Source organism: Candidatus Fukatsuia anoeciicola (genome assembly GCF_964059965.1).
GTDB lineage: Bacteria > Pseudomonadota > Gammaproteobacteria > Enterobacterales > Enterobacteriaceae > Fukatsuia > Fukatsuia anoeciicola.
In genome coordinates this window covers 125071-137632 of sequence record NZ_OZ060923.1, presented here as the reverse complement: position 1 = coordinate 137632, position 12562 = coordinate 125071, and the positions used below count along the sequence as shown (strand labels likewise).

Annotated in this window: 8 protein-coding genes and 3 tRNA genes; 6 read left to right on the top strand and 5 right to left on the bottom strand. The window is 27.9% G+C overall.

Annotated features, from left to right (window positions below):
• Positions 1-99: 99 nt before the first annotated feature.
• The 4 genes from AB4W73_RS00555 to orn form a co-directional block, all read right to left on the bottom strand.
• Positions 100-174, bottom strand: a tRNA-Gln gene (locus AB4W73_RS00555).
• Between the two features lie 26 nt (positions 175-200).
• Positions 201-285, bottom strand: a tRNA-Leu gene (locus AB4W73_RS00550).
• Positions 286-292: 7 nt separating this feature from the next.
• A tRNA-Met gene (locus AB4W73_RS00545) sits at positions 293-366 on the bottom strand.
• Between the two features lie 1224 nt (positions 367-1590).
• Complete coding sequence (gene orn / locus AB4W73_RS00540) at positions 1591-2133, bottom strand: oligoribonuclease (protein ID WP_367680524.1); 543 nt, start codon at positions 2131-2133, stop codon at positions 1591-1593.
• 1321 nt (positions 2134-3454) lie between these two features.
• Between orn and asd the strand changes: the two genes are divergently transcribed.
• Entirely contained in the window at positions 3455-4339 is an 885-nt protein-coding gene (asd, locus tag AB4W73_RS00535; protein WP_367680523.1) for an archaetidylserine decarboxylase, read from the top strand.
• A gap of 51 nt (positions 4340-4390) precedes the next feature.
• Complete coding sequence (mscM, locus tag AB4W73_RS00530) at positions 4391-7720, top strand: miniconductance mechanosensitive channel MscM (protein ID WP_367680522.1); 3330 nt, start codon at positions 4391-4393, stop codon at positions 7718-7720.
• Positions 7721-7800: 80 nt separating this feature from the next.
• On the opposite strand, the gene ybjG is transcribed toward mscM, so the two are convergent.
• Entirely contained in the window at positions 7801-8406 is a 606-nt protein-coding gene (ybjG, locus tag AB4W73_RS00525; RefSeq protein WP_367680521.1) for an undecaprenyl-diphosphate phosphatase, read from the bottom strand.
• 1126 nt (positions 8407-9532) lie between these two features.
• Here ybjG and rpsF point away from each other — a divergent pair.
• From rpsF to cysS, 4 genes are all read left to right on the top strand, one after another.
• On the top strand, positions 9533-9922 hold the full coding sequence (gene rpsF / locus AB4W73_RS00520) for a 30S ribosomal protein S6 (protein WP_367680520.1): 390 nt from the start codon (positions 9533-9535) through the stop codon (positions 9920-9922).
• Positions 9923-10130: 208 nt separating this feature from the next.
• Positions 10131-10358 (top strand): 30S ribosomal protein S18, encoded by a 228-nt coding sequence (gene rpsR, locus AB4W73_RS00515; RefSeq protein ID WP_367680519.1) that lies wholly within the window; start codon positions 10131-10133, stop codon positions 10356-10358.
• Between the two features lie 40 nt (positions 10359-10398).
• Positions 10399-10869: a 50S ribosomal protein L9 gene (gene rplI, locus AB4W73_RS00510; RefSeq protein ID WP_367680518.1), complete on the top strand. Its 471-nt coding sequence runs from the start codon at positions 10399-10401 to the stop codon at positions 10867-10869.
• Between the two features lie 209 nt (positions 10870-11078).
• On the top strand, positions 11079-12464 hold the full coding sequence (cysS, locus tag AB4W73_RS00505) for a cysteine--tRNA ligase (RefSeq protein WP_367680517.1): 1386 nt from the start codon (positions 11079-11081) through the stop codon (positions 12462-12464).
• Positions 12465-12562: the final 98 nt, after the last annotated feature.

Genomic DNA, 12562 nt, shown 5'->3' with positions numbered 1-12562 from the left:
TCTAAACTAATAGAGTATAAGAAAGTTATTAAATTAATTAAGGTATATAGAAATTTATTTAAAGAAAAATAAAACTGTAGATCAGTAATTTAAAAAATATGGCTGGGATACCAGGATTCGAACCTGGGAATGCCAGGATCAAAACCTGGTGCCTTACCGCTTGGCTATATCCCAATTATAACAAAAATAAACTTCAATTCTGGTGCGGAAGGCGAGACTCGAACTCGCATACCTTACGGTGCTAGAACCTAAACCTAGTGCGTCTACCAATTTCGCCACTCCCGCAAAATAGTGGCTACGACTGGATTTGAACCTGTGACCTCAGCATTATGAATGCTGTGCTCTAACCAATTGAGCTACGTAGCCATATTATATTGTATCTATCACTCTAATATTACTAAGTATAATTATGCGGATATGCTTGATTTACGTCAACTACTTTTTAATAAAAAAGTAAAATTAAAGTTAATTTAGCTAGTAAACATAATAATAAGCTGAATAATTAATGATAAAGCTAAATACATACTATAAAATAGATTTTTTAAGATATCTAAAATAGATTATCTAAAAAATCAAATTAGATATAGATTAAAGTACTATTAAATACTTTTAACGTAATATCTTATTTTAATATATTAAATAAATATATAAAATAAGATTATAGTTAACTTATTAGTGGATAGCCAATAAATATTATTTAATAAATATTACAAAAATAACTTATTAAATTTTTTTACGCCATAGTAAATAATATATTATTATTGATATAGTGATAAATATCAATATATCATTACTATTTTATAGATAACTTATATAGCTCCTATTTATAGTATTAATTTTGTAACATTGATAATAAATAGTTATATTTTATATTTTATATTATGCTTTTGTTGTTATTCAACTAAATTAAGTTACTGTTTAATTATATGAAATTCTCATTCTAAAGATGACATAATCTTTTAGTATTCCTTAATTCTATAACGTTAATAGCAGTATTAAATTTTTTATTAAGATAAAAAAATAACTTAAAATAATAATATAATTTATTTAATTGAGCCTATTATTATTTATGTTATACTAATAAATTTTTTATTTATTAGTATAAATTAATCCCTAATTTTAAATACTATATTAGAAATTAATATAAACTAAATTAAAATTTATATTAAATATAATAAATGTAGAATAAATAAAATTTATTATAATTATCTATTAGTTTTTTTAGTAAAAAAGACTTTTTATCTATTTTTATTTATTTAACAAGTAGATAGTAGTTATTAAAAAATTATTAATAATCTAATCGTGTATTTTTTATTAGTTTAAAAATATATTAACTAAATATAATTCTTGCTATAGATATGCTTTAGCACTTTTATTTAAATTACTATTATATAAATTTGATTAATTCTTAAGTTATTTTATAACGAATTTAAATTCTAGTATTATTATATATTTTGATCTATTACATGTTATTAATTTTGATAAAATAAAAAAGTAAACAGTACTATATCTATAAAACTACATAGTTTGTCTTTAAAAATATAATCTTTCATATAAGATAAAGTTTTTATCCTATAATATACATGATAATTAGCGGATAAAATGTTCACGATAATAAGCTAATTCAGCAATTGAATCATAGATATCCTCAAGTGCTCGATGATTATTTTTTTTTGTAAGTCCTTTAAGTATATTAGGCTGCCAACGACTAACTAGCTCTTTCAAAGAACTAACATCTAGATAACGATAGTGAAAGTAAGCTTCTAAAATTGGCATGTAATGGAAAAGAAAACGACGATCTTGTCCTACGCTATTACCACAAATTGGTGATTTTCCTTTAGGTACCCATTTTTCTAAAAATATAATCGTCTGTGATTCAGCTTGATTTTCAGTAATTTTACTTGTTCTTATTAAACTAAGTAACCCGCTATCGGTATGGGTTTTAATATTCCAATCATCCATCATATTAAGTTGTTCACTAGATTGGTGTAATACTAATTCTGGCCCCTCAGCAAGAACATTTAGATTAGCATCAGTCACGAGGGTAGCGATTTCGATAATACGATTTTTCTGTGGATCAAGACCTGTCATTTCTAAATCTATCCAGATTAGATGATTTTCATTTTTTGTCATAATAATTTTACCTGCATAAAATATGAGAACTTATTCTTAATTTTCTTGAGCAATCCTTATATATAACAACTGTTAAAAGAATAAATAAAAAATTAATTCATATAATAATATATATTATTATATCTTTTTAAGATTCCCTAAATGATAAATATAGAGTCAAATAAGAAATGGTAAAAAATAAATCAATTAAAAACTAATAACATTGAGTATAATCAAGTCATTAGTAATGATTATATAGATAACTTATTATTAAATATTTTATTCTTTAGCAAGGTATAAAAGATTATTATTAGTTGTTTTAATTAGCGTTCTAGTATAAATACTAATGATAGTATACAGTATTGCGTTGTATATTAATCATATTTTCTTTTATCTGATAACTAGTAGTGATGTGGCATAAGTGCTACGTATTGAGTAGCAAGAAACAATTCAGGCAAAAGATATTATTGATAACATTTATCTATGTACTTCTATTTTAATACATCCTAATTTTTATAATAGTATAAAATCGATTACTGCTAATATTAATCAAATTATTATTTTTTTGCTATCTTATTTAAATTATTTGTTAATATTACTAATCATTACTTAATAAGTTTTAAAATCTTGAAGATAAAATCACTAATTCTATTAAATGATATTAATTTACTAAGTTTATGCTAGTTATAAACAGGTTAGTAGTATCATGGTTATCTCATAATATATAAATTATTCTATATTCAAAATTTCTAGTCTTAATAGAGAAAAATGAAGGTTTTTATTTAAGTATTAACTGGGTGTATCAGTATTTTTATTAATTAATTAGAAATTGGTAACTCTAGTCTATTAGATAACTCGTCACCTACTGTTAAAAATAAATTTTTTATTAATATAATTTCATATAACTCAAATCTATATTAATACACTAATATAGTATCATGTTTATATATTTTTAACAGATAGTGATTTAGTTAATTAACTTAATATATATAAATTTAGTCTTTGGTATTTAATGTCATAACAAGTAGCTTAAAAATTTATTAAGCCTCTTAACTATTTGAGACGCTATAAATTTTGTAATTATTGTTATCTTAATAATCTCAACTGTGCATTACATAAGTTATTAAGCGTGGTAATATTACTAAATAATATATTAATAATTATTATCGTATATTAGATGAATTAAAATAAATTAAGACCTAAAAATTATTTTTTAATAGCTAGTATTTGTAATTAATAGTTTATAATAATAAATTTTTTACAAAACCATAGTTTACTATAAGGTTAAGATATCTAGTATACAGTAATTTTTTGATAACTTATAAATTTTCATGAGGTTTTTATGTTAAAATACATCAAAATAAAATTTCAATATTTACTTCCTAAACAATGGCTAACATTATTAGCTGGATGGGGGGCTAATAAACAAGCAGGCTGGCTAACTCAGTTAGCAATAAAAATATTTAGTCGTTATTATAAGATAGATATGAAAGATGCAGAGAATCCTGAATTCTCGTCTTATCATTCTTTTAATGAATTTTTTATACGCCCATTTCATGCTAATGCTCGTCCTATTACTACTGGTAATCAAGTATTAGTCCAACCAGCTGACGGCATTATAAGCCAGTTAGGTACTATTCATAATGAACAAATTTTGCAGGCTAAGGAGCATAATTATAGTTTAGAAGCATTATTAGCGGGTAATTATCAATTAGCAACAGAATTTAAAAACGGGAAATTTGTTACTACTTATTTAGCACCTTATAATTACCATAGAGTACATATGCCTTGTTATGGTATATTACGTGAAATGATATATGTTCCAGGTGATTTATTTTCAGTTAATCCGTTAATAACAGCTAACATTCCTAATCTATTTGCTCGTAATGAACGGGTTATCTGTATCTTTAATACTACTTTTGGTATCATGGCCCAAATTTTAGTTGGTGCAACTTTTATCGGTAGTATAGGAACAGTTTGGGCAGGTAGCATTACCCCACCAAGAAAGGGTATAATACGTCGTTGGACTTATCCTACTTCAGTCAATGATAAAGGGGTTATAGTATTAGAGAAAGGACAAGAAATGGGACACTTTAAACTAGGTTCTACGGTAATTAATTTATTTGCAGAGAATAAAGTTTATTTAGCTGTACAATTAAGTAATGGTTCTATTACTCGTATAGGCGAACCATTAGCAGAAGCAATTATGCTAACAGCAATATCTTAATATAAGGTAGAATCATGAAGTAACGATAAAAAGAAAACAAGGAATTATCACGTGCGTCTGATAATAATATGTATATTTACTCTATTATTTACTATAATAGCTCAGGCGACAACTCAGGTTAATGAAGCACAGCTTAAGCAAGCTGTGCAACAGGCATCATTAAATACCAAGACACCTAATCACGCAGAAATTATTCAGGCATTGCAAGGTGCGCTTAATTGGTTAGAAGAAGCAAAAGAATCTAAAAATAAATCTATTCAATATCAAGCTATTATTAATAATTTCCCTAAATTAATTATAGCATTACAAAAAAAAATAATAGAAGAAAATAATAAATCACCACTAGTATCTACTACTCTTACTACTAATGAACTTGAACAACAAATCCTTAAAGTTAGCAGTAAACTATCAGCTTTAGAACTCCAGATGCAACAAGAGCAAGAACGTACAAGAGAAATTAGTGATTCTATTGTATATATACCATTACAACAATCAGAAACACGACATATTCTTGCTGAAATTAAGCAACAACTCCAGTCTTACAGCAATTCAATGACACCCCTAGCACAAGCTAAATTTTATTTATTACAATCAGAAATTGTAGCTCGTAAAGCAACGATTAATGAATTAGAGTTATCTCAACTTTCTGCTAATAATAGACAGGAACTTTCACGGATACGTATTGAGTTATATAAAAAACGTTATGAACGTATGGATGCATTATTGCAGGTTTTACGTAATACTATTAATAATCAACGACAGCAGGAAACAGAACAAGCATTACAACACACTGAGTCATTAGTAGGACAAGGAATTAATTTACCAGTATCTATTAATAACCAGTTACAAACTAACCGTACGCTTTCTTATATACTAAAACAACAAACCCAGCGAATGAATATAATTGCAGCTTCACAGCGTACAGTTGCAGCACAAACTTTACAAGTACGTCAAGCGCTAAATACTATTTGTGAACAAGCGCGATGGATTAATGTATCTCCTGCTTTAGGAGAAACCCTAAGAATGCAGGTAGCTAGATTACCTGAAATGCCAAAATCTCAGCAATTAGATCGTGATATGGCTCAATTACGTGTCCAACGGCTTAACTTAGAAGATACTTTAGAAAAACAACAACATAAAATGAAGTTTATCCAAGATAATGGAAAACCACTAACTATTGAACAACAACGTATTCTTTATGCGCAATTAAGTACACAGCGTCAATTACTTAATGTATTACTATCGGGTTATGATACCCAAATTTTAGAGCTAACTAAACTTAAAGTAGCAGATAGCCAGTTAGTAGATGCGCTAAATGAAGTACGTGAAGCTGCACACCGTTATTTATTTTGGGTTGCTGATGTTAATCCACTGTCTCTTTCCTATCCGACTAATGTTGCTCGCGATCTTGCTCGTTTATTCTCTCATGAAACTTTGTCACAACTCAGTGGCGCTTTAGTAATGATGATGACTAATAAACAAACAATAATCCTAATTGTTGGTGCGTTATTTTTTATAGGATTTAGTATTAGCTCTCGTCAACATTATTATGAATTTCTCGAACGGACAAATAGTTGCCTTGGTAAAGTTAATCAAGATAAATTTTCATTAACATTACATACAGTATTATGGTCAATTCTAATAGCGTTACCATTGCCAGTATTATGGGCGGTGCTAGGTTATGGTTTACAAAATACCTGGTTTTATCCAATTGCTGGAGACATTGGTATTGCTGTTACTGCAACAGTGCCTGTATTGTGGATATTTATGATAAGTGGTGCTTTTACGCATCCTTATGGTTTATTTATTGCTCATTTTCGCTGGCATCCTACACAAGTTGCTAAAGCAATGCGTTTCTATCGCATGTCAGTATGGTTAATCATTCCACTAATGATAATTTTAATTACTTTTGAAAATTATAGTGATCGTGAATTTGCAGGTACCTTAGGACGATTATGTTTTATTCTATTATGCATTGCACTTAGTTTGGTAACTAATAGCTTGAAACGTGCTGGTATACCGTTATATCTAGATAAAGAAGGTCATAGTCAGAAGAGGCTAAATTATACATTATGGGAACTATTACTATCTGCCCCTTTAGTTGCAGCGTTAGCTTCAGCACTGGGTTATCTTACTACCGCTCAAGAGTTACTAGTACGTTTAGAAACTTCAGTTGCTATCTGGTTTTTTTTACTAGTTATTTACTATATTATTCGGCGTTGGATGTTAATTCAACGCCGACGTATTGCATTTGATCGCGCTAAGCAACGCCGTGCCGATATTTTAGCACAACGGGCACGTGGAGACGATGAGAATGCTTTTAATATTAATCCTGAAATTTCTAACGAAACTGAAGAGCCTATGATTAATCTTGATGTAATTAGCGCCCAGTCACTACGATTAGTTAGATCAATTCTTACTATGATTGCTTTAGTTTCTGTTATTGCTCTATGGTCAGAGATTCATTCTGCTTTTAGCTTTTTAGAAAACATTTGTCTTTGGAATGTAACTACTACACTTAATGGAATTAAAAGTATACAGCCAATTAGCATAGGATCAATATTAATTGTTGTTTTAGTTATAATTGTTACTACTCAATTAGTACGTAATTTACCAGCATTACTAGAATTAGTTTTATTACAACATTTAAATCTTGCTCCTGGTACAGGTTATGCTATTTCTACTATTACTAAGTATCTATTAATGTTACTTGGTGGCATGGTAGGTTTCTCATTATTAGGTATTGAGTGGGCAAAATTTCAATGGTTAGTTGCTGCTTTAGGTGTTGGTTTGGGTTTTGGTGTACAAGATATTTTTAATAATTTTATATCTGGCCTAATTATTTTATTTGAAAAACCGATTCGTATTGGTGATACCGTTACTGTACGTGATTTTACCGGTAGTGTAACAAAAATTAATACTAGAGCAACTACGATTTCTGACTGGGATCGTAAAGAAATCATCATACCAAATAAAGCATTTACTACGGAACAATTTACTAATTGGTCGTTATCAGATCCAATTACTCGAGTAGTTTTAACTGTTCCAGCACCTATTGAAGCTAACAGTAAAAAAGTTACTGAAATATTATTAATCGCATCACGTTGTTGTTCATTTGTACTGGATACGCCAGCACCAGAGGTATACTTAACTGATATACAGCAGGGGATTCAAATCTTCGAATTACGTATTTATGCTGCTGAAATGGGACATAGGATGCCACTAAGGCATGACATCCATCAATTAATACTTGCTGGATATAAAGAACATGGCATTACTTTACCATTCCCTACTTTTCAAATGAATATAGATAAACTTAGTTATATGAGTAATTTATTTTCTAGTAAAAATAATAATAATTATATTAAGGATAACTTATAATTAAGATTATATAAAATTTTAGTAAGTACCGTAAATTTTAGTTAAATATAGCGTTACTACAGTATACTTAATTATATAATTTATACTTTTATCCAGCCTTTTCTAATAGGAAAGGCAAAATAAAGGTGATAGATATTAAATAAATATTGAGTGATACAATTACCTAATAAATACCATATTACTTGTGACAATAAACAACCTATAAGCCCAATAAAGAATGCGCCAAGCATATCTAATGGCCAATGAATACCAAGGTAAATTCTTGACCAAGCAATAGCTAATGCAATAATAATTAAACTCATACCAGACCATAGTCTATGCCAAAATAAAAAAGCCAGTGCAAAAGTAAATATTGCGCTACCATGGTTACTTGGAAAAGAACTATCAGGAACATGAACTAAAAAAATATAACCAAAATCTTCAACAAAAGGTCGTTTATGAGGTAGTAGTTGACTAATAAATATAGAAAATAACATTGAAAAAACTAAAGCAGTAGCTGTTTTAACAACTAGTTGACGTTGTAATACTATATTATTTGCAGTTCCCCATAACCATATGGCAATTAATGATAAAGGAATAATAAAAATAACATATCTAGCAAGTATAATAGCAAATATAATTACCTTGAAATTAGATGTAGGAGTAGCATTAATTAAAGTAAAAAGAAGATGATTTAATTGTTCCATTATTAACTCCGTGATTATTATCATAATAATGTTATTAATAAACCTATTATATAATTTATTATATAATGTAAATTTAGTGTAATATATAATAGTAATTATTTATATACTCTTATATGATAAAGATCACTTAACATTATATACGTTAGCTTTAAATGTTATAATATAAAATTAAATAAATAAGAATTATAAAGAAACCTATTATTAAAATACATGATGATTATTATTAATTTATAATGAGTTATTATAATTATTAATAATAGAAACTGACTTTAAGAGAATGCTATATAATTAGTTTATATAATATTAAAAATCAATATAATAAAAATTAATTCTATCCTACTAGGATAGAATTAATTTAATAAAGATTAAGTTCATAACATTAAATAGATTAAAGATAAATATTAAGAACACGAATAAATAAATTATTTTTTCTTATTATATATTTAGCTAATATCTATAAATTTGCTTAAATTAGAAAGATACACTAGATTAAGATACAATTAATGCAATATTATATCTTAACTTAGGATTTAATTATCATATAATTCTGTAGATCTATTATATTGATAATGAATAAATTAATTAGATCTAAAAGATATAATAATTATTAACTTTAGTTAATATTTAAATATTTTTACAATTATAACATTAAAACTTAGTACTATACACACTATTAGTATTAATGTTAACCTTCAGGTATCTTAAGTAAACTAGAATAACACTATCTTATAGTGTTATAAAAAAATTAGAACTATATCTAGCTAAATATAAATTAGTAAATTTATCTTTTAATATAGTGATTACTAAAATTATCTGAGATTTTGTATGTTCTATTTTTTTAGACTTTTACTATTTTTCAAGTATGTTAGAAAAAAATTTTTTAACCTATCGTAGAAAAAGATAATACTAATATTACTAAAATAAAAAATAATTATTGTTAGCTAGTAGGCATGTAAGCAATGTGTATAAATTCTAAATAAGATTTTCACTTTTTCTTGAATTTTTTATACTGTCTAAGTATAGTTACATATTACTTTTAGTGTAAATAAATAGTTCCTTGTCTCTATGAAGTAGTGGTTAATTCCCTAATCAAGGAGGCTGAATAATCCGTAAGGAGCACAATTCTATGCGTCATTATGAAATCATTTTTATGGTTCATCCTGATCAAAGCGAACAGGTTCCAAGTATGATCGATCGTTATAGCGCTATCATTAATAAATCTGCTGGTCAAATTCATCGTATGGAAGACTGGGGTCGTCGTCAAATGGCTTATCCAATTAACAAATTGCAGAAAGCCCATTATATTTTATTAAATATTGAAGCTTCACAAGAAGCAATTAATGAACTAGAAATGAATTTCCGCTTCAATGATGCTGTTATTCGTAATATAATTATGCGCATTAAAAATGTAGTAACTGAAGCATCACCAATGATAAAAACAAAAGATGAACGCCGTGAGCGTCCTAACTTTATTGTAGAACATAATAATGAGGTAGACATTAGGGATCCTAAATAGTAAGTACCTTAATGATAATTAATTAGGTAATGCTTCTATTATTTGCCAGCTATAAATGGTTATTAATCACATGTATTAATTTATAGTATAATGATTGATATTCAGTTAACCATGTAATTTTTTTGATTACTATTGGAGTGTAATAGATTAAATAAACTAATTCTATATGCTAAGCAAATTAAATAAATAAATTCTGGAGATTAGCTAAATGTCACGTCATTATTACCGTCGTCGTAAGTATTGCCGTTTTACTGCAGAAGGTATTAAAAAGATTGATTATAAAGATATCAGCATGTTAAAGAATTATATTACAGAGAATGGTAAAATAGTACCAAGCCGTATTACTGGTACTCGCGCTAAATTCCAACGACAGCTTGTTAGGGCTATCAAGCTTGCACGTTACTTATCTTTATTACCTTATACTGATAGTCACTAATAATTAAGTTATTTATAATGACTTTAATGAGGATAAAGTAATGGAAATCATTTTACTTGAAACAGTAAAAATTAATTCAGCGAAAAAATTAGGTATGTTAGGTGATCGAATTAATGTAAAAACTGGTTATGCTCGTAACTTTTTAATTCCACAAGGAAAAGCGGTGCAAGCAACCAAAAAAAATATAGAAAATTTTGATATACTTCGCACTAAAATTAAAACTGAATTAGCTAAAAATATAGCTAAAATTAAAGATCGTATTCATGAATTTGAGAAATTAGGTAATGTTACGCTCAAAGCAAAAGTTGGGGTAAATAACAAATTATTTGGTTCTATTAGCAGTAATGATATTGCGCAAGCAATAAATACAGCTGGTGTTTCTGTGAATAAAAAAGAGGTACGCTTAAAAGATAAGTTTTCTATACGTAGCTTAGGTGTACATGAAATTCGCATTCAAGTAGCTCGGGATATGTCTGTACAATTAACGGTAACGGTAATTGCACAGGAATAATCGTATTATAAGTATATTTATGAAATTATAGCATTAAATATAGCTGTAGCAATATATTTGCATATATGAAGATAGTAAAATATGTAAGTGTATTTATTAAGTAACATATAGGACTAACTTATTAAAACGCCAGCTCAGTGCTGGCGTTTTAATTTATTCTAGCAATTTTAATCTCAACAACTTAAAAAACATTAACCTAGGATTTTATAATGTTAAAAATTTTTAATACTTTAAGTCGCATAAAAGAAGAGTTTAAACCGATCCATGCAGGAGAAATTAGCATGTATGTATGTGGTATTACTATTTATGACTTATGTCATATTGGGCACGGACGTACTTTTGTTTCTTTTGATATGATCGTACGTTATTTACGATATTTAGGTTATTTATTGACTTATGTTCGAAATATAACCGATATTGATGATAAAATAATTACACGTGCTACTGAAAATAATGAAAATTATCAGCAACTTACTACAAGAATGTTAACAGAAATGCATCGTGATTTTAAAACATTAAATTTGCTATCTCCTGATAAAGAGCCACGAGCTACGCAATATATTAAAGATATTATTATTATGATTCAGAAATTAATTGAACGTCAGCATGCTTATATTGCAATTAATGGTGATGTAATTTTTGCTGTGGATAGCGCTCCTAATTATGGCTTGCTTTCTCGTCAGGATTTAGAGCAATTACAAGCAGGGTCACGTGTAGAAGTAACCGACGCAAAACGTAATCCAATGGATTTTATATTATGGAAAATATCTAATTTTGGTGATCCAAGTTGGGATTCACCTTGGGGTAAAGGGCGTCCTGGGTGGCATATTGAGTGTTCAGCAATAAATAATAAAGAGTTAGGTACATATTTTGATATTCATGGTGGTGGTGCAGATCTTATATTTCCCCATCATGAAAATGAAATGGCACAATCTACCTGTGCTCATGGTAATTCTCATGTTAATTATTGGATGCATACAGGCATGGTAATAATTGACAAAAATAAAATGTCAAAATCGTTGAATAATTTTTTTACCCTTCGTGAGTTACTTATTAACTATGATGCAGAAACTATACGTTACTTTTTTATGTCTGTTCATTATCGTAAAGAACTTTGCTATAACGTAAAAAATTTAAAATTAGCACATGCAGCTCTTGAGCGTTTATATATTGCTTTACGAGGCACAGACGTTAATGCTGTCGCTGCTGGAGGTAAAGATTTTATTAGACGTTTTCATAATGCAATGAATGATGATTTTAATACACCAGAGGCTTATTCTGTATTATTTGATATTGCTCGTGAAGTAAATCGTTTGAAAAAAAAAGATCACGTAGCTGCTAGTGGGTTAGCTATAGAATTACGTAATATGGCGTCAGTTCTTGGTTTATTAACACGAGACCCAGAGTATTTTTTACAAAATCATAGTCAGATTGATAATTATACAATTAGCAAAATTGATATATTAATTAAACAACGTAATACTGCTCGCAAAAATAAAAATTGGGCACTAGCGGATTCTATTAGATGTCAGTTAGATGAGATGAATATAATGCTAGAAGATGGACCACAAGAAACAACCTGGCGTTATAAATAAATATTAAAAAAATTTATTTTTATTTAACAGAGTATAAAGTTATTACTTTACATACTAACCATTAATCTCCATAAAAACGTATCAATTATATAATACTA

Bases quoted from the DNA above. Each gene is read 5' to 3' on its own strand.
- rpsF (WP_367680520.1), top strand. From the start codon at position 9,533: ATGCGTCATTATGAAATCATTTTTATGGTTCATCCTGATCAAAGCGAA.
- cysS (WP_367680517.1), top strand. From the start codon at position 11,079: ATGTTAAAAATTTTTAATACTTTAAGTCGCATAAAAGAAGAGTTTAAA.
- orn (WP_367680524.1), bottom strand. From the start codon at position 2,133: ATGACAAAAAATGAAAATCATCTAATCTGGATAGATTTAGAAATGACA.
- rpsR (WP_367680519.1), top strand. From the start codon at position 10,131: ATGTCACGTCATTATTACCGTCGTCGTAAGTATTGCCGTTTTACTGCA.
- rplI (WP_367680518.1), top strand. From the start codon at position 10,399: ATGGAAATCATTTTACTTGAAACAGTAAAAATTAATTCAGCGAAAAAA.
- ybjG (WP_367680521.1), bottom strand. From the start codon at position 8,406: ATGGAACAATTAAATCATCTTCTTTTTACTTTAATTAATGCTACTCCT.
- asd (WP_367680523.1), top strand. From the start codon at position 3,455: ATGTTAAAATACATCAAAATAAAATTTCAATATTTACTTCCTAAACAA.